The organism is Escherichia sp. XD33, from assembly GCF_019375075.1.
GTDB classification, from domain to species: Bacteria; Pseudomonadota; Gammaproteobacteria; order Enterobacterales; family Enterobacteriaceae; genus Enterobacter; species Enterobacter flexneri_A.
Genome location: NZ_JAENDM010000003.1, coordinates 44,937 through 68,320 on the forward strand (window position 1 = coordinate 44,937; position 23,384 = coordinate 68,320).

General features: G+C 51.4%; 27 protein-coding genes. 12 read left to right on the forward strand and 15 right to left on the reverse strand.

What is annotated here, in order from left to right; genetic code table 11:
• Positions 1–22: 22 nt before the first annotated feature.
• Entirely contained in the window at positions 23–1,036 is a 1,014-nt protein-coding gene (locus K0778_RS03075; protein ID WP_001338420.1) for an NAD(P)-dependent oxidoreductase, read from the forward strand.
• Here the strand turns inward: K0778_RS03075 and amiD are convergent.
• Both amiD and K0778_RS03085 read right to left on the reverse strand, forming a co-directional pair.
• On the reverse strand, positions 1,033–1,863 hold the full coding sequence (gene amiD / locus K0778_RS03080) for an N-acetylmuramoyl-L-alanine amidase AmiD (RefSeq protein WP_001255167.1): 831 nt from the start codon (positions 1,861–1,863) through the stop codon (positions 1,033–1,035). The genes K0778_RS03075 and amiD overlap by 4 nt on opposite strands.
• A complete protein-coding gene (locus K0778_RS03085; RefSeq protein ID WP_001160737.1) occupies positions 1,860–2,183 on the reverse strand; it encodes a heavy metal-binding domain-containing protein in 324 nt (107 codons plus the stop codon). Before K0778_RS03085 ends, amiD begins: the two co-directional genes overlap by 4 nt.
• 125 nt (positions 2,184–2,308) lie before the next feature.
• Here K0778_RS03085 and K0778_RS03090 point away from each other — a divergent pair, with 125 nt between their 5' ends.
• The 6 genes from K0778_RS03090 to artJ all read left to right on the forward strand — a co-directional run bounded on the left by K0778_RS03090 (position 2,309) and on the right by artJ (position 6,932).
• The gene (locus K0778_RS03090) at positions 2,309–2,824 is read left to right on the forward strand and encodes a lipoprotein (RefSeq protein ID WP_001619264.1); all 516 of its coding nucleotides are present in this window, start codon (positions 2,309–2,311) and stop codon (positions 2,822–2,824) included.
• A 217-nt stretch (positions 2,825–3,041) separates the two neighbouring features.
• Entirely contained in the window at positions 3,042–3,770 is a 729-nt protein-coding gene (gene artP / locus K0778_RS03095; protein WP_000027205.1) for an arginine ABC transporter ATP-binding protein ArtP, read from the forward strand.
• Between the two features lie 17 nt (positions 3,771–3,787).
• A complete protein-coding gene (gene artI / locus K0778_RS03100) occupies positions 3,788–4,519 on the forward strand; it encodes an arginine ABC transporter substrate-binding protein ArtI (protein ID WP_000756569.1) in 732 nt (243 codons plus the stop codon).
• 6 nt (positions 4,520–4,525) lie between these two features.
• Complete coding sequence (gene artQ / locus K0778_RS03105; RefSeq protein ID WP_063084855.1) at positions 4,526–5,242, forward strand: arginine ABC transporter permease ArtQ; 717 nt, start codon at positions 4,526–4,528, stop codon at positions 5,240–5,242.
• The gene (gene artM / locus K0778_RS03110; RefSeq protein WP_000464491.1) at positions 5,242–5,910 is read left to right on the forward strand and encodes an arginine ABC transporter permease ArtM; all 669 of its coding nucleotides are present in this window, start codon (positions 5,242–5,244) and stop codon (positions 5,908–5,910) included. Before artQ ends, artM begins: the two co-directional genes overlap by 1 nt.
• A gap of 290 nt (positions 5,911–6,200) precedes the next feature.
• Complete coding sequence (gene artJ / locus K0778_RS03115; protein WP_001295339.1) at positions 6,201–6,932, forward strand: arginine ABC transporter substrate-binding protein ArtJ; 732 nt, start codon at positions 6,201–6,203, stop codon at positions 6,930–6,932.
• Positions 6,933–7,130: 198 nt separating this feature from the next.
• Here the strand turns inward: artJ and rlmC are convergent, their stop codons facing one another.
• The 10 genes from rlmC to K0778_RS03165 all read right to left on the reverse strand — a co-directional run bounded on the left by rlmC (position 7,131) and on the right by K0778_RS03165 (position 15,863).
• The gene (gene rlmC / locus K0778_RS03120; protein WP_001149756.1) at positions 7,131–8,258 is read right to left on the reverse strand and encodes a 23S rRNA (uracil(747)-C(5))-methyltransferase RlmC; all 1,128 of its coding nucleotides are present in this window, start codon (positions 8,256–8,258) and stop codon (positions 7,131–7,133) included.
• Positions 8,259–8,298: 40 nt separating this feature from the next.
• Positions 8,299–8,787: a YbjO family protein gene (locus tag K0778_RS03125; RefSeq protein ID WP_000389260.1), complete on the reverse strand. Its 489-nt coding sequence runs from the start codon at positions 8,785–8,787 to the stop codon at positions 8,299–8,301.
• A gap of 59 nt (positions 8,788–8,846) precedes the next feature.
• Positions 8,847–9,692, reverse strand: a complete 846-nt coding sequence (potI, locus tag K0778_RS03130; RefSeq protein ID WP_063084854.1) for a putrescine ABC transporter permease PotI — start codon at positions 9,690–9,692, stop codon at positions 8,847–8,849.
• The gene (potH, locus tag K0778_RS03135; protein WP_001619263.1) at positions 9,689–10,642 is read right to left on the reverse strand and encodes a putrescine ABC transporter permease PotH; all 954 of its coding nucleotides are present in this window, start codon (positions 10,640–10,642) and stop codon (positions 9,689–9,691) included. Before potH ends, potI begins: the two co-directional genes overlap by 4 nt.
• A 9-nt stretch (positions 10,643–10,651) precedes the next feature.
• A complete protein-coding gene (gene potG / locus K0778_RS03140; protein WP_000996005.1) occupies positions 10,652–11,785 on the reverse strand; it encodes a putrescine ABC transporter ATP-binding subunit PotG in 1,134 nt (377 codons plus the stop codon).
• 94 nt (positions 11,786–11,879) lie between these two features.
• On the reverse strand, positions 11,880–12,992 hold the full coding sequence (gene potF / locus K0778_RS03145; protein ID WP_000126073.1) for a spermidine/putrescine ABC transporter substrate-binding protein PotF: 1,113 nt from the start codon (positions 12,990–12,992) through the stop codon (positions 11,880–11,882).
• 350 nt (positions 12,993–13,342) lie between these two features.
• Positions 13,343–13,819 carry a YbjN domain-containing protein gene (locus K0778_RS03150; protein WP_000203025.1) on the reverse strand — a complete coding sequence of 159 codons (477 nt, stop codon included), beginning with the start codon at positions 13,817–13,819 and terminating at the stop codon, positions 13,343–13,345.
• A gap of 87 nt (positions 13,820–13,906) precedes the next feature.
• Positions 13,907–14,809: a 30S ribosomal protein S6--L-glutamate ligase gene (gene rimK / locus K0778_RS03155; RefSeq protein ID WP_000684321.1), complete on the reverse strand. Its 903-nt coding sequence runs from the start codon at positions 14,807–14,809 to the stop codon at positions 13,907–13,909.
• A 60-nt stretch (positions 14,810–14,869) separates the two neighbouring features.
• Positions 14,870–15,592: a nitroreductase NfsA gene (nfsA, locus tag K0778_RS03160; protein ID WP_000189159.1), complete on the reverse strand. Its 723-nt coding sequence runs from the start codon at positions 15,590–15,592 to the stop codon at positions 14,870–14,872.
• On the reverse strand, positions 15,576–15,863 hold the full coding sequence (locus tag K0778_RS03165) for a DUF1418 family protein (protein WP_001201560.1): 288 nt from the start codon (positions 15,861–15,863) through the stop codon (positions 15,576–15,578). The genes nfsA and K0778_RS03165 overlap by 17 nt, the downstream gene beginning before the upstream one ends.
• 159 nt (positions 15,864–16,022) lie before the next feature.
• Here K0778_RS03165 and grxA point away from each other — a divergent pair, with 159 nt between their 5' ends.
• A complete protein-coding gene (grxA, locus tag K0778_RS03170) occupies positions 16,023–16,280 on the forward strand; it encodes a glutaredoxin 1 (protein WP_001195240.1) in 258 nt (85 codons plus the stop codon).
• Between the two features lie 29 nt (positions 16,281–16,309).
• Here the strand turns inward: grxA and K0778_RS03175 are convergent, their stop codons facing one another.
• The gene (locus K0778_RS03175; RefSeq protein ID WP_000681108.1) at positions 16,310–16,687 is read right to left on the reverse strand and encodes an inner membrane protein YbjM; all 378 of its coding nucleotides are present in this window, start codon (positions 16,685–16,687) and stop codon (positions 16,310–16,312) included.
• Between the two features lie 269 nt (positions 16,688–16,956).
• Here K0778_RS03175 and K0778_RS03180 point away from each other — a divergent pair, with 269 nt between their 5' ends.
• A complete protein-coding gene (locus K0778_RS03180) occupies positions 16,957–18,642 on the forward strand; it encodes an aspartate:alanine antiporter (RefSeq protein ID WP_001024876.1) in 1,686 nt (561 codons plus the stop codon).
• 174 nt (positions 18,643–18,816) lie between these two features.
• Here the strand turns inward: K0778_RS03180 and rcdA are convergent, their stop codons facing one another.
• The gene (gene rcdA / locus K0778_RS03185) at positions 18,817–19,353 is read right to left on the reverse strand and encodes a DNA-binding transcriptional regulator RcdA (RefSeq protein WP_001295289.1); all 537 of its coding nucleotides are present in this window, start codon (positions 19,351–19,353) and stop codon (positions 18,817–18,819) included.
• 83 nt (positions 19,354–19,436) lie between these two features.
• Between rcdA and K0778_RS03190 the strand changes: the two genes are divergently transcribed.
• The 3 genes from K0778_RS03190 to ybjH all read left to right on the forward strand — a co-directional run bounded on the left by K0778_RS03190 (position 19,437) and on the right by ybjH (position 21,830).
• Entirely contained in the window at positions 19,437–20,645 is a 1,209-nt protein-coding gene (locus tag K0778_RS03190) for an MFS transporter (RefSeq protein ID WP_000217859.1), read from the forward strand.
• Entirely contained in the window at positions 20,645–21,460 is an 816-nt protein-coding gene (gene ybjI, locus K0778_RS03195) for a 5-amino-6-(5-phospho-D-ribitylamino)uracil phosphatase (protein WP_000023564.1), read from the forward strand. Before K0778_RS03190 ends, ybjI begins: the two co-directional genes overlap by 1 nt.
• A gap of 85 nt (positions 21,461–21,545) precedes the next feature.
• The gene (gene ybjH, locus K0778_RS03200; RefSeq protein ID WP_000480892.1) at positions 21,546–21,830 is read left to right on the forward strand and encodes a protein YbjH; all 285 of its coding nucleotides are present in this window, start codon (positions 21,546–21,548) and stop codon (positions 21,828–21,830) included.
• A 40-nt stretch (positions 21,831–21,870) separates the two neighbouring features.
• Here the strand turns inward: ybjH and mdfA are convergent, their stop codons facing one another.
• Positions 21,871–23,103 (reverse strand): multidrug efflux MFS transporter MdfA, encoded by a 1,233-nt coding sequence (gene mdfA / locus K0778_RS03205; protein WP_001180089.1) that lies wholly within the window; start codon positions 23,101–23,103, stop codon positions 21,871–21,873.
• Positions 23,104–23,384 lie beyond the last annotated feature (281 nt).

The window sequence follows — 23,384 nt, forward strand, 5'->3', positions numbered from 1 at the left end:
TTCTCAACAACAGTGGATTGATATGAAGGTACTGGTTACCGGCGCCACCAGCGGCTTAGGTCGAAACGCGGTAGAGTTTTTATGCCAGAAAGGCATCAGCGTGCGAGCGACCGGTCGCAACGAGGCAATGGGCAAATTGCTGGAAAAAATGGGCGCAGAGTTTGTTCCGGCGGATCTGACCGAGCTGGTTTCATCACAAGCTAAAGTGATGCTCGCGGGCATTGATACGCTGTGGCACTGCTCCAGCTTTACCTCACCCTGGGGGACACAACAGGCTTTCGATCTGGCTAACGTTCGCGCCACTCGCCGCCTGGGTGAATGGGCTGTCGCCTGGGGTGTGCGTAACTTTATTCATATCTCTTCCCCCTCCCTGTACTTCGATTATCACCACCATCGCGATATTAAAGAAGATTTTCGCCCTCACCGCTTCGCCAACGAGTTTGCCCGCAGCAAAGCAGCCAGCGAAGAAGTGATCAATATGCTTTCGCAGGCGAATCCACAAACGCGCTTTACTATTCTGCGCCCACAAAGTCTGTTCGGACCGCACGATAAAGTCTTTATTCCCCGTCTGGCGCATATGATGCACCACTACGGCAGTATTCTGTTACCGCATGGCGGCAGTGCGCTGGTCGATATGACCTACTATGAAAATGCCGTGCACGCAATGTGGCTGGCAAGCCAGGAAGCCTGCGATAAGCTACCTTCCGGGCGTGTGTACAACATCACCAACGGCGAGCATCGCACACTGCGCAGCATCGTGCAGAAGCTGATCGACGAGTTGAATATTGACTGTCGTATTCGTTCCGTCCCCTACCCGATGCTGGATATGATCGCCCGCAGCATGGAGCGTTTAGGCCGCAAGTCAGCAAAAGAGCCGCCGCTGACCCACTACGGCGTCTCCAAGTTGAATTTTGACTTTACGCTGGATATTACGCGTGCGCAGGAAGAGTTAGGTTATCAGCCGGTCATCACCCTGGATGAAGGTATCGAGAAAACTGCCGCCTGGCTACGCGACCACGGAAAACTGCCGCGCTAATCCTGCCCGTATTTCTCCAGCAATGCTTCGGCAATCGCCTGAGTTTCTGCATCCGCTTCGCCGTTATATAACGTCGGGCGGAAATGCATCTGGAATGCCATAATCACGCGCCGCTGCTCGCGCGGTGTCATATCAGGTTTAACGTCATAACCGTAGCGCGCCAAAAGCTCCAGCAATGACGCGGTATCTACCGGTGTGTGCGGCGCGCGCCCGGCAAGGTAAAAGTTAACCCGCTGCGCATCCGGCCAGGCACCAATCCCCTGCTGCGCCAGTTGCTGCCAGGGAAATAATGGCCCCGGATCGTCTTTGCGCTGCGGTGCGATATCCGCATGTGCCACTACGTTTTCCGGCTTGATGTGATAACGGGCAATAATATCTTTCGCCAGTGGAATAAGCGCCTGAATCTGTGCCGGTTCAAACGGGGCAAAATATTTCACTCCGGCCGATTTTTGCCAGCCACGGTTTTCCAGCTCAATGCCAATAGAGGTGTCGTTAAGGCGCGTTGCCCCGCGCCAGGCGCTAATCCCCGCATGCCAGGCCAGTTCTTGTTCCGGCACCAGTTGCCAGATGCGCGGTTTACCGTTGTATCGCGGTGGTACCGCAGGGACCAGATAATGCGAGCTGACCTGCTTATCGGTCAGTGTCGCCAGCGAGCTATCAAAATCATCTGCGGTGTAGTGGATCACCAGCACTTTAATGCGCGGATACGCCGCCTGCGCCTGGCGTCGGGTATCAAGCTGATATCCCTCTTTCTCGACAATGCCTTTTTCGCCTGCACACCCTGCCAATAACAGAGCGGCAGCGACCAGCCAGAAGACTCTTCTCATCGACGCGTTTTCACCGCCGTACCGCTGACGCTAACCATCAGCATACTGCCGTTTTGCCCGACCGTTTCGTAGTCGATATCAATACCGACGACGGCATCGGCCCCCAGCGCCCGCGCCTGGGAGCCTAATTCCTCAAAGGCGATCTCCCGTGCTTTACGCAGTTCTTTTTCATACGCACCGGAACGTCCGCCAACGATATCGCGGATACCGGCAAAGAAATCACGGAAAATATTGGCACCTAAAATCGCTTCGCCGGTCACCACACCGCAATATTCAACGATGGTCTGGCCTTCCAGAGTTGGGGTTGTAGAAAATTGCATGATCGATCTCCTTGTTTGCTAAGCCTTCGATCTCAAAAGCATTATCAGACTGATACGCTATTATTGAAAGGATATCATTATTATCGTAGAACGCTTTCAGAGCGATCGCTTATAAGGAAATCATTATGCGCTACAGCAAATTGACAATGCTTATCCCCTGCGCACTGCTCCTCAGTGCCTGCACCACAGTCACTCCAGCTTATAAAGATAACGGCACACGCAGTGGTCCTTGCGTTGAAGGAGGCCCGGATAACGTGGCCCAGCAATTTTATGACTACCGCATTTTGCACCGCAGCAACGACATCACCGCCTTGCGCCCTTATCTGAGCGACAAACTGGCGACACTGCTTAGCGATGCCTCCCGGGATAATAACCATCGGGAACTACTGACCAACGATCCATTCTCCAGTCGAACCACCTTGCCAGATAGCGCCCACGTTGCCAGTGCATCGGCTATCCCTAATCGTGATGCCCGTAACATTCCATTGCGCGTGGATCTCAAACAGGGTGACCAGGGTTGGCAGGATGAAGTGTTAATGATTCAGGAAGGCCAGTGTTGGGTCATCGACGATGTGCGTTACTTAGGCGGTAGCGTTCATGCCACGGCGGGTACGCTCCGTCAGTCCATCGAGAATCGCTAACGCCTTGATCAACCAATAAACCCCGTAAATTGTCCGGCATTTCGTGAGGAATGCCGACATTTATGCTCGCCGACCACCGCCCCCGTTATTTTGTGCTATGTTTATTGAATAATGCGCTTTGCTTTTAACTTTTAAAGCAGAAATATTGCATAATTATTCTGTCAAAGGTACTATCTTCGACCTCAATAGCTATCAGACTGCCAGTATACGAGTGTCAATGAGTATTCAATTAAACGGCATTAATTGCTTCTACGGCGCGCATCAGGCGCTGTTCGATATCACGCTGGATTGCCCACAGGGCGAAACGCTGGTGTTACTTGGCCCCAGCGGCGCGGGTAAAAGCTCGCTGCTGCGTGTACTCAATCTGCTTGAGATGCCGCGCTCCGGTACGCTCAACATTGCAGGCAACCATTTCGATTTCACCAAAACACCCTCTGACAAAGCGATTCGCGATTTGCGTCGTAACGTTGGCATGGTGTTTCAGCAATACAACCTGTGGCCGCATCTGACCGTGCAGCAAAACCTGATTGAAGCGCCCTGCCGTGTACTGGGGTTGAGTAAAGATCAGGCGCTGGCCCGTGCAGAAAAACTGCTGGAACGTCTGCGTCTCAAACCTTATAGCGATCGTTACCCGCTGCATCTTTCTGGTGGTCAGCAGCAGCGTGTTGCTATTGCCCGTGCGTTGATGATGGAACCGCAGGTACTGCTGTTCGATGAACCGACCGCCGCACTGGACCCGGAAATTACGGCACAAATCGTCAGCATCATTCGTGAGCTGGCAGAAACGAATATTACCCAGGTGATCGTCACCCACGAAGTTGAAGTGGCGCGTAAAACCGCCAGCCGAGTGGTGTATATGGAAAATGGTCATATCGTAGAACAAGGCGACGCGAGCTGCTTTACCGAGCCGCAAACCGAAGCATTTAAAAACTATCTCTCTCACTAAGATTCGGGATAACAACAATGAAAAAAGTTCTGATTGCCGCGTTAATTGCAGGTTTTAGTCTTTCCGCCACAGCTGCCGAAACCATTCGTTTTGCTACCGAAGCCTCCTATCCTCCGTTTGAATCGATTGATGCAAACAACCAGATCGTTGGTTTTGACGTCGACCTGGCACAAGCGCTGTGTAAAGAGATTGATGCAACCTGCACTTTCTCTAACCAGGCGTTTGACAGCCTGATCCCAAGCCTGAAATTCCGTCGCGTAGAAGCCGTGATGGCGGGCATGGATATCACTCCGGAGCGTGAAAAGCAGGTGCTGTTTACCACCCCGTACTATGACAACTCTGCCCTGTTTGTGGGTCAGCAAGGCAAATACACCAGTGTTGATCAGCTGAAAGGCAAAAAAGTCGGCGTACAGAACGGGACGACACACCAGAAATTCATTATGGATAAGCACCCGGAAATCACTACCGTTCCGTATGACAGCTACCAGAACGCAAAACTGGATCTGCAAAACGGGCGTATCGACGGCGTCTTCGGTGACACCGCAGTGGTCACTGAGTGGCTGAAAGATAACCCGAAACTGGCGGCGGTGGGCGACAAAGTGACCGATAAAGATTACTTCGGCACTGGCCTCGGCATCGCGGTACGTCAGGGCAACACTGAGCTGCAGCAGAAACTCAACACTGCGCTGGAAAAAGTGAAGAAAGATGGCACTTACGAAACCATCTACAACAAATGGTTCCAGAAGTAATTCCTGATGAATGAATTTTTTCCTTTAGCAAGCGCCGCCAGGATGACCGTCGGCCTTGCCGTTTGTGCATTGATTGTCGGGCTGGCGCTGGCGATGTTCTTTGCGGTATGGGAGTCGGCAAAATGGCGTCCTGTCGCGTGGGCAGGTTCAGCGCTGGTAACCATTCTGCGTGGCCTGCCAGAAATTCTGGTGGTGCTGTTTATCTATTTTGGCTCCTCGCAGCTGCTGCTGACGCTTTCGGATGGCTTCACTATCAATCTTGGGTTCGTGCAGATCCCAGTGCAGATGGACATTGAGAACTTCGACGTTAGCCCGTTCCTTTGTGGTGTCATCGCTCTGTCACTGCTGTATGCCGCCTATGCCTCGCAAACGCTTCGGGGCGCGTTGAAAGCGGTGCCGGTGGGTCAGTGGGAGTCTGGTCAGGCGCTGGGGCTGTCGAAATCGGCTATCTTTTTCCGTCTGGTGATGCCGCAGATGTGGCGTCATGCGCTGCCTGGCCTCGGTAACCAGTGGCTGGTGCTGCTGAAAGATACCGCGCTGGTCAGTTTGATTAGTGTGAATGATTTAATGCTGCAAACAAAAAGCATCGCTACTCGTACCCAGGAACCATTTACCTGGTACATTGTGGCGGCGGCGATTTACCTGGTGATCACCCTGCTCAGTCAGTACATTCTCAAACGCATTGACCTGCGCGCGACACGTTTTGAGCGGAGGCCCAGCTAATGTTTGAGTATTTACCCGAACTGATGAAAGGGCTACACACCAGCCTGACGCTAACCGTTGCCTCGCTGATTGTGGCACTGATTCTGGCATTGATTTTTACCATCATCCTGACGCTGAAAACGCCGGTGCTGGTGTGGCTGGTGCGGGGTTATATCACGCTGTTTACCGGTACGCCGCTGCTGGTGCAGATCTTCCTGATTTATTACGGGCCGGGCCAGTTTCCGACTTTGCAGGAGTATCCGGCACTGTGGCATTTGTTGTCAGAACCGTGGTTATGTGCGCTGATTGCGTTGTCGCTGAATAGTGCGGCGTATACCACGCAGCTGTTTTACGGTGCAATTCGTGCGATCCCGGAAGGTCAGTGGCAGTCCTGTAGCGCCCTGGGAATGAGCAAAAAAGATACGCTGGCGATCCTGCTGCCGTATGCCTTTAAACGCTCGCTCTCTTCTTATTCCAACGAAGTGGTGCTGGTATTCAAAAGTACCTCTCTGGCATACACCATTACGCTGATGGAAGTGATGGGATACAGCCAGTTGTTGTACGGACGCACCTACGATGTAATGGTGTTCGGTGCGGCAGGGATTATTTACCTGGTCGTTAACGGCCTGCTGACGCTGATGATGCGTCTGATCGAGCGCAAAGCGCTGGCATTCGAACGGCGAAATTAATGTGGCTGCGTACATTCGCCGGGGGGTTTTGTAGGTCTGATAAGACGCGCCAGCGTCGCATCAGACATCAGCACGGTGCCTGTGCCGGATGCGGCGGGGACGCCTTATCCGGCCTACATAGTGCATAAATTCTTATAATGAAGACGGACAACCCACTAAGTTGTCCGTCTTTTTTATTTCATTTAAATTATTTAATCATGTTTATTGCATATAAATTCACTTGATGGCATTGTTATCCCATGCCGCAGACACGGCCAAAAATCATAAGATTGACAGACGGGAGTTCCATCATGAAAAAGTTAGTTCTTGCCGCTTTACTTGCTTCCTTTACTTTCGGTGCTTCTGCCGCAGAGAAAATCAATTTTGGCGTTTCAGCCACCTATCCACCCTTTGAATCTATAGGTGCTAATAATGAGATTGTCGGCTTTGATATCGATCTGGCAAAAGCCTTGTGCAAACAAATGCAGGCAGAATGTACTTTTACTAATCACGCGTTCGACAGCCTGATCCCGTCCCTGAAATTCAGAAAATATGACGCCGTAATCTCCGGTATGGATATCACCCCGGAGCGTAGCAAACAGGTATCGTTTACCACGCCCTACTATGAAAACTCAGCCGTCGTGATTGCCAAAAAAGATACCTACAAAACGTTTGCCGATCTGAAAGGCAAACGTATTGGGATGGAAAACGGTACTACGCACCAGAAATATATTCAGGATCAGCACCCGGAAGTGAAAACTGTCTCTTATGACAGTTATCAGAATGCCTTTATCGATCTGAAAAATGGTCGTATTGATGGGGTATTTGGTGACACAGCGGTGGTAAACGAATGGCTGAAAACCAATCCACAACTTGGTGTTGCTACTGAGAAAGTGACCGATCCGCAATATTTTGGCACCGGCCTGGGCATCGCTGTACGTCCGGATAACAAAGCCCTGCTGGAAAAACTGAATAACGCGCTGGCAGCAATTAAAGCTGACGGTACTTATCAAAAAATCAGTGACCAGTGGTTCCCACAGTAAGATTCAGAAAGCCGCAACCGCGGCTTGAGACTGATGACAAAGGTAAAATTGCCTGATGCGCTACGCTTATCAGGCCTACATGGCCCATGCAATGTATTGAATTTGCACGCTTTTGTAGGCCGGATAAGGCGTTTACGCCGCATCCGGCATAAACAACGCGCACTTTGTCAGCAATCTGAAGCCGCACATGCGGCTTTTTTATTGCTTCACCAGCAGCGTCAGCACTTCATAGTGCGCGGTATGCGGGAACATATCGAAAAGCTGCACCCGTTCAATACGAAACCCAGGCAGTTCGCGGATATCTTTCGCCATAGTTTGGGCGTTACAGCTGGAGTAGATGATAAAACGCGGTGCCATCGTTGAGAGATAATCACACAGCGGTTTACCAATGCCGCGGCGCGGCGGGTTAACCAGCACCAGCTCCGGCACATCCCCCTGAGCGGTGGCAAACTGAGTGGAGTCCAGCGCCTGAAATTGCAAACGCGTTAAGCCCAGTTCAGCGGCTGACTGCTTTGCACAGGCAATGGCCTCTGATGCAATTTCGATCCCGGTTAACTGCATGTCAGGCGTCGCGCAGTGTAAACCAAAGCCCCCCACACCGCAGAACAGATCCCACATATGTTTAACCGGCAGCTGTCGTACCCAGTCGCGCGCGGTGGCGTACAACTGGCTGGCGACCGCCGGATTAGTCTGGAAGAAACTTTGCGGACGGATCCACAGCGGTACGTCATTAAAACGCTCCGCCAGTGCCTGTTGTTCGGTCAGGTAGATCTCCGTCTCCCCTTCCATAATCGCCATATGTACCGGCTGAATATTGACGGTAATAACTTTCAGCTGCGGTAGTTGTTCGTGTAACCACGGCAGCGCCTTACGCAGTTGCGCCAGCTTGGTATCAGAACGCAGTACAAAGCGCAGCATCATGCCGCCATCACTCTGGCTTTCAGTCAGCAGAATGTATTTCAGTTCGCCACGCTTACGCGCCACGTTATAAGGCGTTAGCCCCGCTCGGGCGATAAACGGTTTTAGCGCCGCAAAAACGGGCGCAAATGAGGCAGGATAAAGCGGGCAGTCACAAAGGTCTTCCGGTGTGCCGTCGCGATGCAGCATACCGAGCAGTGGTTTTTCAACGCTACCACTCACCACCATTTTGGCTTTATTACGAAACCCTTGTTCCGGGCCTGACACCGGCGCGCACCATTCCACGACCGGAAAATCGGCGAGCAGATTTTTAAGATCGGCGGTTTTAGCGGAGAGTTGCTCTGGAATCGGCTGCGTTATCCACTGACAGGAACGACAGCGACCCGCGTCGTAAAGTGCGCACTGCATACATTGACCTTCACATCATCAGGGCCGACGATTATACACATTATTGCAACTGGAAGAACCGCCGACTGGTCGAGGGAACGAACAGCAGCATCAGGATGAGCATATCCGGCAGCTTCTGCAGCATCAGGCTATGGAAGATTTCACGTTTTGATTCACCGGGAATGCTGAACAGCTCCGGATAACCATACCCCAGCGAAGCCGCCCACAAGTAACTTGCGGCGGTGATTTGTGTCAGCAGATATAGCCAGCGCGCCCAGCGACGCCCTTTCACCAGTGAAAACGCACACCAGATCTCGATAAAAACCAGCACCAGACTGCTTAAAAAGACCAGCGTTAAGCTCCAGGTTTGTACGCTGCGATGAATGAACTCGCCAATACCGCGCACGCCCAGCGTATTGAAAATCATCAGCACGTCGAGGCCACGGATCATAATAATGGCGAGCGCCGCTACCTGCACCAGCGCAGGCACATTCAGGCGAGCATGAGATGAAGATGTTTTCTTAAAAAATCCCAACGTTTCGTCTTCCATGAAAATAATGCCGCGGCATGCGCGGCATTATGTAGCCAGGTTGGCAAATTTTAGTGTCTTCAGCCACGTCTTGCACGCTGGATATCGCGTATCCGCTGTTTTTCTGCGCGAGCCATCAGATACCAGGCGATAAATCCGACAATTCCGACCGCACCGAGAATTAACGTTGCAAGGGCGTTGATTTCCGGATTCACCCCCATCCGCACGCTGGAAAAGACCAGCATCGGTAACGTGGTGGCTCCCGGCCCAGAAACAAAGCTGGCGATCACCAGATCATCAAGCGACAAAGTAAAAGCCAGTAACCAGCCAGAAATGATCGCGGGCATGATCATCGGTAGCGTAATGATGAAAAATACTTTCAGCGGCGTCGCACCGAGATCCATCGCTGCTTCTTCTATCGAGCTATCCAGTTCCCGCAGACGCGACGAAATAACGACTGCCACATAAGCCGTACAGAACGTGACATGCGCCAGCCAGATGGTAAGCATCCCGCGGTCCGCAGGCCAGCCAATGGCATGAGCAAGCGCGACGAATAACAACAACAGCGACAAGCCCGTGATGACATCTGGCATCACCAGCGGCGCGGTGATCATAAAGGCAAAGCCATTTGATCCGCGAAACCTGCCAAAGCGCACCAGCACCACCGCCGCAATAGTCCCGAGGATCGCCGCCGCCGTTGCCGCACAGGCAGCAATTGTCAGGCTTAAACCAACCGCACTCATCATCGCGTCATCGCGCAATAACTCACCATACCAGCGCGTTGACCAGCCGGCCCACACCGTCACCAGTTTCGAGCTGTTGAATGAATAGATCACCAGCATCAGCATTGGCGCGTAGAGAAAGGTGAAGCCCAACAGCAAAATCACAATCCGCCAGGGCGAACGAACTACCGGTAAATTATTCATCCGTGTTCTCCCACGCTTTTTTGCTGGTGTTTGTGAAACCACATTATCGGCACAATTAGCAGCAGCAACATGATGATCGCTACCGCCGAGGCCACCGGCCAGTCGCGGTTGTTAAAGAACTCCTGCCACAGCACGCGCCCGATCATGATGCTGTCCGGGCCACCGAGCAGTTCCGGGATCACAAACTCGCCCACAGCCGGGATAAACACCAGCATCGATCCGGCAATAATCCCACCTTTAGTCAGCGGCACGATCACATTAAAGAACGTTTTCAGCGGTCGTGCACCGAGATCCAGCGCTGCTTCCACCAGCGAATAATCAATACGAATCAACGCGGTATAAATCGGCAGTACCATAAACGGCACGTAAGCGTAAACAATGCCGATATAAACGGCCAGATTGGTATGCAGAATGGTCAGCGGTTGATCGATAACCCCCAGCCACAGCAGAAAATTATTCAGCACACCGTTGTTTTTTAATATTCCCATCCAGGCGTAGACACGAATCAGAAACGAGGTCCACGACGGCAGGATCACCAGTAGTAATAAGATATTACGGGTCGAAGGCTTACTGTGCGCCACTGCCCACGCCAGCGGATAGCCGATCAGTAAACAGCAAAATGTCGAATTCGCAGCCACCTGTAGCGACTGGAGATAAGCATCGAAATAGAGCGGATCGTCGGTCAGTTGCAGGAAATTACCGAGATTAAGAGTGATGGACAGTTGCCCGTCAGCCCACTCCATCAGTTCGGTATAAGGCGGAATGGCGCGCGCCATCTCCGCCAGACTTATTTTAAAGACGATCAGAAATGGCAGCAGAAACAGCAAGATCAACCAGATATATGGCAACGCAATGACCAGTTTGCGCCCATGCTTCATTTGCAGCTGCGACAACCACAGCTTAAATCCGCCCGGCGGTTTCGACTGGGCAGCAGGTTCAAGTGTATTCATCTTTGCTCCTTAAACCGTCAGCACCACACAGCTGTCCACTTCCCAGCACAAACGCACTTCGTCGCCCCAGGTCGGTAACCCTTTACGATGACGATGGGCGTTTTGTAGCTGGGCGCTAATCATCTGCCCACTTTTCAGACGAACGTGATACACCGAAAGATCGCCGAGATAGGCAATATGTATCACCTCCCCCACCGCGAAGTTACAACCATTGGCGGGCGGCTCTTCGCAAAGCATGATTTTTTCCGGGCGCAGAGCCACATGTACCGGCACGTTATCGACCACCGAGGCATCCGCGTCGACTTTCAGTGGATGCACCAGCCCCGGCGAATCAAGCACCAGGCCATCTTCCTGACGCTCTTTGAGTACGCCTTCAAAGACGTTTACCGAGCCAATAAATTCGGCGCTATAGCGGGTAGTCGGATGCTCGTAGATCTCTTCCGGTTCGCCAATCTGGACAAATTTCCCACGATTCATAATGGCGATGCGCCCCGCCATGGTCATCGCCTCTTCCTGATCGTGAGTAACCATCACGCAGGTCACACCGACGCGCTCCAGAATATCCACCACTTCAAGCTGCATCCGGTCACGCAATTTTTTATCCAGCGCGCCCATCGGTTCGTCGAGCAGCAGAAGTTTTGGGCGCTTGGCAAGGCTTCGGGCCAGCGCCACACGCTGTCTCTGACCGCCGGAAAGCTGATGCGGTTTGCGTTTGGCGAACTCCTGCATATGCACCAGCCCAAGCATCTCGTTGACCCGGCTGGCAATTTCCGCTTTCGGTAGTTTGTCCTGTTTCAGGCCAAAGGCGATGTTCTGCTCCACAGTCATATGGGGAAACAATGCGTAAGACTGAAACATCATATTGATGGGGCGTAGATAAGGTGGCACCTGTGACAAATCGACGCCATCAAGCATAATCTGTCCGGCAGAGGGTTGTTCAAAACCTGCCAGCATACGCAGCAGCGTGGATTTACCACAGCCGGAAGCGCCCAGCAGCGCGAAGATTTCACCTTTGTAGATAGTCAGGCTGACATCATCCACCGCATGTTGACCATCGTAGGATTTGGTGAGGTTGCGGATTTCTAATAGCGGCGTCAGCGCCTTACGGGTTTTCGCCTGCGGGCGAGGGATAGCGTCATTCACGGCTGCTCTCCGGCATTGAATGTGTGCAAGCGCACCATGATGGTGCGAATTGCCGGCGGGTGTGGTGCGCCCGCCCGGCATCTAAGGCTGCGGATTATTTTCCGCTCTTCACTTTGGTCCACGCGCGGGTGCGCACACGGTCGATTTTCGGGTCCTGCACTTTCAGAGTGAACAGATTCGCACGAACATCCGCAGGCGGATAAATACCCGGGTTCTCACGGACTTCCGCACTCACCAGCGGCGTGGCTGCTTTATTGGCGTTGGCATAGAACACATGGTCGGAAATATGCGCTACTACATCCGGGCGCAGCAGGTAATTCAGGAACTGATAGGCTTCGTCTTTGTTTTTGGCATCCGCAGGCATGGCGAATACATCAAAGAACGCCATCGCCCCTTCTTTTGGAATCGAGAACGAGACATTCACTCCATTCTTCGCTTCCTTCGCGCGGTTTGACGCCTGCCAGACATCACCTGCCCAGCCGATAGCGACGCAAATATCGCCGTTTGCCAGGTCGTTAATGTATTGAGATGAATGGAAATAACGAATGTTCGGGCGCAGCTTTAACAGCAGATCTGTTGCCGGTCCGGTGTAATCATCCGCTTTAGTGCTGTTGGGATCTTTGCCGAGATAATTCAACACGGTAGCAAAAACTTCTTCTGGCGCATCCAGGAAAGAGACACCGCAGCTTTTCAGTTTTTCCAGATTTTCAGGTTTGAGGATCAAGTCCCAGCTATCGACGGGCGCGTTTTCGCCCAGCACCGCTTTAACTTTATCAACGTTATAGCCAATCCCGGTCGTCGCCCACATATAGGGCATAGCAAATTTATTGTCGGGATCGTGTTTGGCGACCAGCTTCAGCAGTTCCGGGTCGAGATTCTTCCACTCCGGCAATTTGCTTTTGTCCAGCGGCTGGAAAACTCCCGCAGTCAACTGGCGCTCCAGAAAGCTGGCAGATGGAACCACCAGATCAAAGCCGGTACTCCCGGCCATTAATTTGCCTTCCAGTACTTCGTTAGAGTCGAAAACATCGTAGACGACTTTAATACCGGTTTCTTTTTCAAAATTGGCCACCGTGTCCGGGGCGATATAATCAGACCAGTTATAAATGTGGAGTGTTTTTTGTTCAGCCGCGAGCGTGCCGACAGAGACGGCCATCAGAGCACCCGCAACCAGACCCGATAGCCATTTTTTATTTAAGGCGGTCATATCTCTTTCCTTCTGAAAGTTCGTTAACAAACGAACAAAAGTTGTCACACTGAAAGATATGCAATAAACGTGCATATTTTTTATCGGCGCGGTGTAAGAAAAGAGAACTTTCTCCCGGCCAGCACTGCTCGCTATATAAAAGCATCGCAAGAATAACTTTAGCCAGGGTTTGAGACTATAGCTCGGATTAAAAAACGGTATTTAACAAATTTTTATGCATATTTGCTCTATGTGATAAAGCCAAATCGACACAAGAGAAGTGAAATAATCTTTAAGAAAAGGTTAAAAACAGCAGATAATTTTGCAGCGCGCAGCCACTGCACCAGCGACTGCGTGCTCGAAAGGAGTTATCAGTGGAGGAAATAGTTTTCGGTAACGTTGTTTTGCCCTTCATCATCAGTCGGTAACAGCAGTTGATGGGCATTAGCTTCAAGAATGACCATCGAAATCTGCTCTTCGCTCTGACGCACGAACCATGCAAACTGCTCATAGGTTACGCCCTGCATAACGGATAAAGACTGGCAAACCACCAGCTTTGGCAGATTATCATCCTGCATATCAAGAAATGCTTTCACGGTCAGCGAACTGGCATTGATGGCAGATAAATCCGCCGCCAGCGGCAATACGGCTGAAGGTCGGACTTCCGCCATGGCAGAAAACAGGATCGTGTTATCGATCAGATCGATTTTGGCATCAAAGACACCGTCGAAATTCTGCATATGGGGCAGATGCAGAGCCTGACAGTTATCACATTCAAAAAAACTCATCCCCAGGTCATCGAGCCATTGACGCAGCGTATCCAGACCAGGAACGACCAGCGATGTCATAATTTTGTACAACCTCTTTCGATAAAAAGACCGGCACAGCTTACGCAAAAAGCGCAGGCAAAACCATGATCAGTAATGTGATTGCGACTAACCACCCGTTTTCAGGCAATATTCTGTCGTAGCGTGGCGTTCGATCCAGCGGATCATTTTACCCGCGATGTCGATACCGGTGGTTTTTTCTATTCCTTCCAGCCCCGGCGACGCATTCACCTCCATCACCAACGGCCCGCGATTAGCACGCAGAATATCCACACCAGCAACGTCCAGCGCCATCGTTCGCGCGGCTTTTATCGCGATTTCACGCTCCTGTGGTGTGATACTGGCGACGCTTGCCGCGCCGCCACGATGCAAATTGGAACGAAAATCGCCCTCTTTCGCCCGCCGTTCAATCGCAGCGACCACTTCATCGCCAACAACCAGACAGCGGATATCGCACCCTTGCGCCTCTTTGATATATTCCTGCACCAGAATATGCGCGTTCAGACCGCGGAAAGCGTCAATCACGCTTTCCGCCGCCTGACGCGTCTCCGCCAGCACGACGCCAATTCCCTGCGTGCCTTCAACCAACTTGACCACCAGCGGCGCACCACCGACCATGTCGATTAAATCGCTGGTATCATCCGGCGAATGCGCAATGCCCGTGACAGGCAGGTCGATGCCCTGACGCGCCAGCAGTTGCATGGAACGCAATTTGTCACGCGCCCGGGCAATGGCGACCGACTCATTGAGCGGATAGCTCCCCAGCATCTCGAACTGGCGCAGTGCCGCCGTCCCATAAAAGGTAATGGCGGTGCCAATACGCGGGATCACTGCGTCAAAATGGGGTAACTTGCGGCCTTTGTAGTGAATAGAAGACGCCGCAGGATTTATGTTCATGTAGCAAGAAAGCGGATCAAGAATTTCAACCAGGTGACCGCGCTGTATAGCGGCTTCACGCAGCCGCTTACACGAATAGAGCGTTCCATCCCGGGACAATATGGCAATTTTCACCCTGCACCTCTCTGTCAGACCTGGTCAAAAGCCCGCGTATCATACATCGACGTGGCGGTTTTAGCGCGTCGCCCAACCCTGTTTGTGCAAATAATCCAGAATAAATGGGCGGCTTTCTTTAATGATTGTTCGGCGGATATGATCGCTCCAGGTATCCCGGCGATTATTGCTGCCACGGGTGAGGTAATATTCCGCCAGTTGCTCGTCATACTGCGCCAGTGCGCCTTTATCCAGCGGTTGATAGCTGTTTTCATGCACCAAAATGGAGGCCGGTAAACGCGGCTTAAGATCCGGATTATCCGCAGGCCAGCCAAGGCACAGCCCAAACAGCGGCAGAACATGCTGCGGTAATTTAAGCAGTTTCGTCACCGCTTCAATATTATTGCGCAGGCCGCCGATATATACCCCGCCCAATCCCAGCGATTCCGCTGCGATTAATGCATTCTGCGCCATCATTGCCGTATCAACGACACCGAGCAACAGTTGTTCCGCCAGGCCGAGCTGAGCATCCGGACAGATCTGTAAATGGCGGTTAAAGTCGGCACAGAACACCCAGAACTCCGCCGCTTGCGCTACGTGTTTTTGCCCGCCGGTCAGCGTCACCAGTTCTTCACGTAACGCTTTGTCGGTAATGCGAATAATGCTACTGCACTGCAAAAAACTGGAACTGGACGTCGCACGGGCGCTGTTAATAATCGCCTCACGCTGCGCTTCGGAAATGGGTTCATCAGTGAAATGGCGAATGGAGCGATGGCCACAAATAAGTTCAATGGTTGGCGTCATTATCTTTTTCTCTTTCTGAACGTGAATATTGCGGTGGACGGTTCATCAGCTGTGGGGCAAGACGTTTTGCCACCTGAAGAATAACCACCACCGCAGCGGGAAGCATGAGCAAAACACCGAGAAAAATCATCAGAATCTGCACTTCTGGCCGAGAAAATGGCTCAGGCAGCGACAGGGAGTCGCTTACCGACAGCAGCGCCACCGCCAGTAGCATCATTCCGATAAATTCCAGTATCAACACGCCTTTAGGCAATTTACCGATCGCGCGCATACGCTTCCCTCTGCAAAGTGAGCCTTCAGTCTAAAACTTTTCACTGTATTGTGTTTAACAGTTATAGCTTTTAGCAATTAATGCAACAGGTTAAACCTACTTTCAGCGAATACATTTTAGCGTGATCATTACAGGCATAAATCTATGAGGAGAGAAATAATGCAAACCGTTATTTTTGGTCGTTCGGGTTGCCCTTACTGTGTGCGTGCAAAAGATCTGGCTGAGAAATTGAGCAATGAACGCGATGATTTTCAGTATCAGTATGTAGATATTCGTGCGGAAGGGATCACTAAAGAAGATCTACAACAAAAGGCAGGTAAACCCGTAGAAACCGTGCCGCAGATTTTTGTCGATCAGCAACATATCGGCGGCTATACCGATTTTGCTGCATGGGTGAAAGAAAATCTGGACGCCTGATCGTCTGACAAGCCCTCGCGTTGAGGGCTTTACTGATTTTTTCTGTGCTGTGGTTTAAACAAACTACTGATAAATAAGAAACACAGTGCCCCCAGCGCACACCAGAACACCGCGCTTAGTAACCATGCCAGCTCTTGCCAGAATGAGCGCGTCGGTGAAAAAAACAGCCGCATAATGAGCATCGAACAGGGTGCCGCCAGCATTGCGCCAAACAGAGGTTTCAGGACTTCTCTACGCTGTGAAAAGAAGCTGGCGACTGCTCCAGGAAGAATGAAAAATAGCAAGCCGATTTCAGGATGCCCGGCAGCCCGAAAAGCGCCTTTCATGTGCGTCGCCAGAAAAAGGCACACCACAATGAAGAGGACAAAACAGCAGATTGCCCCCGCCCAACGTTGTTTATGTTTCACTCGTTCCTCCTGACACTGCGTCTATCGAACACATTTTTCGCCAGTGTGGCGTTCAGTAAGATAAAGCCGCTTCGCATTCCATGCTAATATAGGCCAACGCAATTCATATAGCCGTTGATACCTAATGTGATTACACTAGTAAAATATATTGTTACTTTACTATCGTTTAGGTGCGCTGAATGAATCTGCGCCCTGAATTCTGGTAAAAAACATTATCGTAAATTACCATTTCTTTCAACAGCTTACTAGTAAACAAGAAGTTAGCCTCCGTGAATATAAACGTCGCCGAATTGTTAAATGGGAATTACATTCTGTTATTATTTGTGGTCCTCGCGCTTGGGCTATGTCTCGGAAAGTTACGACTTGGTTCGATCCAACTGGGTAATTCCATTGGCGTTTTAGTCGTATCGCTGTTATTAGGCCAACAACATTTCAGCATTAACACCGATGCGCTTAATCTTGGCTTTATGCTGTTTATTTTCTGCGTCGGGGTCGAAGCCGGACCGAACTTTTTTTCCATTTTTTTTCGCGATGGGAAAAATTACCTAATGTTAGCACTGGTGATGGTTGGCAGTGCGCTGGTGATCGCCTTAGGGTTAGGTAAGCTGTTTGGCTGGGATATTGGCCTGACGGCCGGTATGTTAGCAGGCTCTATGACGTCGACACCGGTTCTGGTCGGTGCTGGCGATACACTGCGTCATTCCGGCATGGAAAGCAGGCAGCTCTCACTGGCACTGGATAATCTGAGCCTCGGGTATGCCTTAACCTATTTAATCGGTCTGGTGAGTTTGATTGTTGGTGCGCGTTACTTGCCGAAATTGCAGCATCAGGACTTACAGACCAGCGCCCAGCAAATCGCCCGCGAACGTGGCCTGGACACTGATGCCAACCGTAAGGTTTATTTACCGGTGATCCGCGCCTATCGCGTCGGCCCGGAACTGGTGGCCTGGACCGACGGCAAAAATCTGCGTGAACTGGGTATTTATCGACAAACCGGCTGCTACATTGAACGTATTCGACGTAACGGGATTCTGGCAAATCCAGACGGTGATGCCGTGCTACAAATGGGCGATGAAATAGCGTTGGTAGGCTATCCCGACGCCCATGCCCGACTCGATCCCAGCTTCCGTAACGGTAAAGAAGTTTTCGATCGTGACCTTCTCGACATGCGTATCGTCACTGAAGAAGTGGTCGTTAAAAACCATAACGCTGTAGGTAAACGTCTCGCACAACTGAAGTTGACCGATCACGGTTGCTTCCTTAACCGCGTCATTCGTAGCCAGATTGAGATGCCGATAGATGACAACGTCGTGCTTAACAAAGGTGACGTTTTACAAGTCAGCGGCGATGCCCGCCGCGTAAAAACCATCGCCGATCGCATCGGCTTTATCTCGATTCACAGCCAGGTCACTGACCTGCTGGCATTCTGCGCCTTCTTTGTTATTGGGCTGATGATCGGGATGATCACCTTCCAGTTCAGCACATTCAGTTTCGGCATGGGGAACGCTGCCGGGTTGTTATTCGCCGGAATTATGCTGGGCTTTATGCGTGCTAACCACCCGACCTTCGGTTACATTCCGCAGGGTGCATTAAGCATGGTGAAAGAGTTCGGCTTGATGGTGTTTATGGCAGGCGTTGGTCTGAGCGCCGGTAGCGGTATTAATAACGGCCTGGGCGCGATTGGCGGTCAGATGTTGATTGCCGGATTGATTGTCAGTCTGGTGCCCGTGGTTATCTGTTTCTTGTTCGGTGCTTATGTATTGCGAATGAACCGCGCGCTGTTGTTCGGCGCAATGATGGGCGCACGTACCTGCGCGCCGGCAATGGAGATCATCAGTGATACAGCTCGCAGTAACATCCCGGCGCTGGGCTATGCGGGCACCTATGCAATCGCCAACGTCCTGCTGACGCTGGCAGGGACAATCATCGTCATGGTATGGCCAGGATTAGGATAAAACTGAAGTTGCCCTGAAAATGAAATTTTTTTGCACAACCGCAGAACTTTTCCGCAGGGCATCAGTCTTAATTAGTGCCACTGCTTTTCTTTGATGTCCCCATTTTGTGGAGCCCATCAACCCCGCCATTTCGGTTCAAGGTTGATGGGTTTTTTGTTATCTAAAACTTACCTACTACCCTGCAACCCTCTCAACCATCCTCAAAATCTCCTCGCGCGATAGCGGCTTACGGTCGGTGACAAAATGCAGCGTCATCCCCTCAATAAACGCATCAAGCGCGCGGGCGGTTCCGGGTTCAAACCATTGTTCGAGCGTTTGCTGACTGCGCTGCATCCAGTTTTGCATTACCGTTTTTAATAGCGGTTTTCGGCTAGCCAGCGCGTAGAGCTGGTACATCAGCTCCATGTTATCCGGCGTTGCAACCTGTGAGCTGTAGATCATATCGGTGATAGCCTGGCATGCGCCCGGAGCATCACTAACATCGCTAAAAAATGCCTGATATTGCCGGGACATGATCTCAGTAAAACTGCTGAACGCCTCCAGTAACAACTCATCAATTCCTGAAAAATAGTAGGTCATCGATCCCAACGGTACCCCGGCAAGGGTAGCAATTTTGCGGTGCGTAACAGCATGTATTCCGTAAAGTTTCACCGCCTCCAGCGTGGCCTGGATAATTTTTTCTCGCCGTTGCGGATCGTTAGCGCGACGCATGTCATTTCCTCTCTCTGCAATTGTGTACAAATGTACACAACCTTGCTAATGTTGTCTTCCCTCTTCTTATTTTGACGTGATCTATGACCGTAAATTCTTCACGTAATGCATTGAAACGCCGAACCTGGGCGCTGTTTATGTTCTTCTTTTTGCCAGGCCTGTTAATGGCGTCCTGGGCAACCCGTACGCCTGCTATCCGCGATATTCTCTCTGTCTCGATCGCTGAAATGGGCGGTGTTCTCTTTGGTCTGTCGATCGGTTCGATGAGCGGTATTCTCTGCTCGGCGTGGTTAGTGAAACGCTTTGGGACACGTAATGTCATCCTGGTCACGATGTCCTGCGCATTGATCGGGATGATGATATTAAGTCTGGCACTCTGGCTGACATCGCCCCTGCTCTTTGCCGTTGGTCTCGGCGTCTTTGGGGCAAGTTTTGGTTCTGCGGAAGTGGCGATAAACGTTGAAGGTGCTGCCGTTGAGCGAGAAATGAATAAGACGGTTTTGCCGATGATGCACGGTTTTTATAGCCTGGGCACGCTGGCAGGCGCAGGTGTCGGGATGGCACTGACGGCCTTTGGCGTTCCGGCAACGGTGCACATTTTATTGGCGGCGCTGGTAGGTATCGCACCTATTTATATCGCCATTCAGGCAATCCCTGACGGTACGGGCAAAAATGCTGCCGATGGCACCCAGCATGGCGAAAAAGGCGTACCTTTTTATCGCGATATCCAGTTGCTGCTGATAGGTGTTGTGGTGCTGGCGATGGCCTTTGCCGAAGGTTCTGCCAACGACTGGTTACCCTTATTAATGGTTGACGGTCACGGTTTTAGCCCTACTTCCGGCTCGCTGATTTATGCCGGTTTTACCCTGGGGATGACCGTTGGACGCTTCACCGGCGGTTGGTTCATCGACCGTTACAGTCGCGTTGCCGTGGTTCGGGCCAGTGCACTAATGGGGGCGTTGGGTATTGGGCTGATTATTTTTGTCGATAGCGCCTGGGTCGCTGGGGTGTCTGTTGTACTCTGGGGACTGGGTGCCTCGCTGGGCTTCCCGCTGACCATTTCTGCCGCCAGCGATACCGGCCCCGATGCACCAACCCGCGTCAGTGTGGTAGCAACGACCGGTTATCTGGCTTTCCTCGTCGGGCCGCCGCTGCTGGGCTATCTCGGCGAACATTATGGATTACGTAGTGCAATGCTGGTTGTACTGGCGCTGGTTATTCTCGCGGCTATTGTCGCGAAAGCCGTCGCCAAACCCGATACCAAAACGCAGACGGCGATGGAGAATAGTTGATGAGCATTAAATTAATTGCGGTAGACATGGATGGTACTTTCTTAAGCGATCAAAAAACCTATAACCGTGAGCGGTTTATGGCTCAGTATCAGCAAATGAAAGCACAAGGAATTCGCTTTGTAGTCGCCAGCGGGAATCAATATTATCAGTTGATCTCTTTCTTCCCTGAAATTGCTAATGAAATTGCCTTTGTGGCTGAAAACGGCGGCTGGGTAGTGAGCGAAGGCAAAGATGTTTTTAATGGCGAGCTATCGAAGGATGCGTTTGCTACTGTCGTGGAACATTTGCTGACGCGCCCGGAAGTGGAAATTATTGCCTGCGGAAAAAATAGTGCCTATACACTCAAAAAATATGACGATGCCATGAAAACGGTGGCGGAAATGTATTATCACCGTCTGGAATACGTCGATAACTTTGACAACTTAGAGGATATCTTCTTTAAGTTTGGCCTGAATCTTTCCGATGAACTGATTCCACAAGTACAAAAAGCATTACATGAGGCCATCGGCGATATTATGGTGTCGGTCCACACCGGCAACGGCAGCATCGATCTGATTATCCCCGGCGTACATAAAGCCAATGGCCTTCGCCAACTGCAGAAATTATGGGGAATAGACGACAGCGAAGTGGTGGTCTTTGGCGATGGCGGTAACGATATTGAGATGCTGCGTCAGGCAGGCTTTAGTTTTGCAATGGAAAATGCCGGCAACGCGGTCGTCGCAGCGGCAAAATACCGGGCAGGCTCCAATAACCGTGAAGGCGTACTGGATGTGATCGATAAAGTTCTTAAACACGAAGCGCCATTTGACCAATAAAAACGGCAGCACGCCCGGCAACACAATACCTGAATGAAGGCTGCATAATTCGCGGAAATTAACCCGCTGCATTATTTCAGGCGAAATGTTTATGAAAAATTGTCTACTGTTGGGCGCGCTTTTAATGGGCTTTACTGGTGTGGCGATGGCGCAAAGTGTCACCGTCGATGTGCCGAGTGGATACAAAGTGGTTGTGGTTCCTGATTCAGTCAGCGTTCCACAAGCGGTCAGCGTCGCGACTGTGCCGCAAACCGTCTATGTGGCTCCTGCGCCAGCTCCGGCTTACCGCCCGCATCCTTATGTTCGCCATCTTGCCAGCGTAGGTGAAGGGATGGTTATCGAACACCAGATTGACGACCATCACCATTAATTCGAGAATACCTGATCGCACAAAGCAATCAGGCATTTTTTTACCCTTCGTGAGAATTTCCCATCTGTTTATCTTTTAAAAAGATAACCATCAGCGACAGCCACAAAATTCCGTTTACAAGGTTGAAGAGATTAAACAGTCCGTTGCCCCCGTTCAGCCAGGCATGTTTGCTGATTTCAATACCGACGGTAAAAATCAGCATTTGCAGCATTCCCATCGCCGCAGAAACCGTACCTTTACTCATATCGCTGGCAAACAGGGTTAATCGCACCAGTCCCGCATTCGCCAGACCAATACCGAAAGCATAAATACTTAACCCGGCAGTCATCCATAAATACGCGTGCGATGAGATAACCGTTGCCGCAGCAGCGACCAACAGACCAATCATAATCGGCCAGCCGCCCATAATTATCAGCGAACGTACGGTGCGGCGCGAGGTCAGACGCGCTAACAGCAAGTTACCCGCAATTAACGCCCCGAAAATAGGCACCTGCAGCAAGCCATATTCATAGCTGCTCAACTGCTCGCCAGTAATGATGATAATCGGCGACTGGGCGATCCACGCCAGCAATGGCAGGCTAACGAATCCCAGCGCCAGCGCCCCCGCCACAAAGCGGCCGTTCTTCAGCACCAGCTTATAGTCACGACCGAGTTCTTTCAGTGACAGTTTCTCGCCTATACGCGTGGCGGTTTCAGGCATGGCTCGTTGCAGACCGAAAAAGGAGATCGCTGCCAATGCGGCAAACAAGACGAACATCCCTTCCCAGGGCAGCACATGGATCCACGCCGCGCCCACCAGCGGACCAAGTAGCGGAGCAATCAGCGCCACGTTCGCCATCAGCGCGGTGATCTTGATACAAACCGCCTCTTCGAAGGATTCCTGAATTGCGGCGTATCCCACAGCGCCAATGAAACAGAGGCTTATGCCCTGCAAGAAGCGCAACAGGGTGAATTGTTCAATGTTTTGCGCCAGCAATATTGCCAGACAGGTGACGATAAACCACACCACTCCCGCCAGCATCACCGGACGGCGACCAATACGATCCGACAGCGGCCCCAGCAGCCATTGTAAAAACATCCCGCCCGCCAGATACGCGGTCATCGAAGTAGGAACCCAATCAATGCCCGCCTGATATTGTTCCACCACGGCCAACATACCGGGTTGAATCATATCGTTGCCGATATAGGTTGAAAATTCGTAAAGCACCAGACAGAGAGGGAAAAGTAACGCCTGACGTCCAAGCCTGGCACCGGAAGCTAATTTATTTTGCATGCAATTTCTTCGCCAATAATAATCGCGCAGAGTTTAATAAAAGCGCAGCTAACGAGAAAGCGAATTTTGTAGCTGAAACCACGGTTAAGCACATTCTTACATTATTGCGAGTATAGCTACGCTTTCTTTAAGTTTTATTTAACCTATGCCCGTTACAATCACCCACCGTAAACAGGCCGCTTGAGGGAAATAAGACGATGCCGCTTTACCCAGTTTAACCTGCACTTTATTCTCAACGACTTGCCTGTATTGGCTCCCTTTTAATCACTTTGCGTCGGGAA

What these genes read in the sequence shown, in the direction of transcription:
- amiD (WP_001255167.1), bottom strand. Translation starts at nt 1,863, where the DNA reads ATGAGAAGAGTCTTCTGGCTGGTCGCTGCCGCTCTGTTATTGGCAGGG.
- nfsA (WP_000189159.1), bottom strand. Translation starts at nt 15,592, where the DNA reads ATGACGCCAACCATTGAACTTATTTGTGGCCATCGCTCCATTCGCCAT.
- grxA (WP_001195240.1), top strand. Translation starts at nt 16,023, where the DNA reads ATGCAAACCGTTATTTTTGGTCGTTCGGGTTGCCCTTACTGTGTGCGT.
- artP (WP_000027205.1), top strand. Translation starts at nt 3,042, where the DNA reads ATGAGTATTCAATTAAACGGCATTAATTGCTTCTACGGCGCGCATCAG.
- rcdA (WP_001295289.1), bottom strand. Translation starts at nt 19,353, where the DNA reads ATGCGTCGCGCTAACGATCCGCAACGGCGAGAAAAAATTATCCAGGCC.
- artJ (WP_001295339.1), top strand. Translation starts at nt 6,201, where the DNA reads ATGAAAAAGTTAGTTCTTGCCGCTTTACTTGCTTCCTTTACTTTCGGT.
- potI (WP_063084854.1), bottom strand. Translation starts at nt 9,692, where the DNA reads ATGAATAATTTACCGGTAGTTCGTTCGCCCTGGCGGATTGTGATTTTG.
- K0778_RS03085 (WP_001160737.1), bottom strand. Translation starts at nt 2,183, where the DNA reads ATGCAATTTTCTACAACCCCAACTCTGGAAGGCCAGACCATCGTTGAA.
- ybjH (WP_000480892.1), top strand. Translation starts at nt 21,546, where the DNA reads ATGTTTATGAAAAATTGTCTACTGTTGGGCGCGCTTTTAATGGGCTTT.
- artQ (WP_063084855.1), top strand. Translation starts at nt 4,526, where the DNA reads ATGAATGAATTTTTTCCTTTAGCAAGCGCCGCCAGGATGACCGTCGGC.
- potF (WP_000126073.1), bottom strand. Translation starts at nt 12,992, where the DNA reads ATGACCGCCTTAAATAAAAAATGGCTATCGGGTCTGGTTGCGGGTGCT.
- artI (WP_000756569.1), top strand. Translation starts at nt 3,788, where the DNA reads ATGAAAAAAGTTCTGATTGCCGCGTTAATTGCAGGTTTTAGTCTTTCC.
- K0778_RS03125 (WP_000389260.1), bottom strand. Translation starts at nt 8,787, where the DNA reads ATGGAAGACGAAACGTTGGGATTTTTTAAGAAAACATCTTCATCTCAT.
- artM (WP_000464491.1), top strand. Translation starts at nt 5,242, where the DNA reads ATGTTTGAGTATTTACCCGAACTGATGAAAGGGCTACACACCAGCCTG.
- K0778_RS03090 (WP_001619264.1), top strand. Translation starts at nt 2,309, where the DNA reads ATGCGCTACAGCAAATTGACAATGCTTATCCCCTGCGCACTGCTCCTC.
- K0778_RS03150 (WP_000203025.1), bottom strand. Translation starts at nt 13,819, where the DNA reads ATGACATCGCTGGTCGTTCCTGGTCTGGATACGCTGCGTCAATGGCTC.
- K0778_RS03075 (WP_001338420.1), top strand. Translation starts at nt 23, where the DNA reads ATGAAGGTACTGGTTACCGGCGCCACCAGCGGCTTAGGTCGAAACGCG.
- potH (WP_001619263.1), bottom strand. Translation starts at nt 10,642, where the DNA reads ATGAATACACTTGAACCTGCTGCCCAGTCGAAACCGCCGGGCGGATTT.
- K0778_RS03190 (WP_000217859.1), top strand. Translation starts at nt 19,437, where the DNA reads ATGACCGTAAATTCTTCACGTAATGCATTGAAACGCCGAACCTGGGCG.
- ybjI (WP_000023564.1), top strand. Translation starts at nt 20,645, where the DNA reads ATGAGCATTAAATTAATTGCGGTAGACATGGATGGTACTTTCTTAAGC.
- mdfA (WP_001180089.1), bottom strand. Translation starts at nt 23,103, where the DNA reads ATGCAAAATAAATTAGCTTCCGGTGCCAGGCTTGGACGTCAGGCGTTA.
- rlmC (WP_001149756.1), bottom strand. Translation starts at nt 8,258, where the DNA reads ATGCAGTGCGCACTTTACGACGCGGGTCGCTGTCGTTCCTGTCAGTGG.
- K0778_RS03165 (WP_001201560.1), bottom strand. Translation starts at nt 15,863, where the DNA reads ATGCGCGCGATCGGTAAATTGCCTAAAGGCGTGTTGATACTGGAATTT.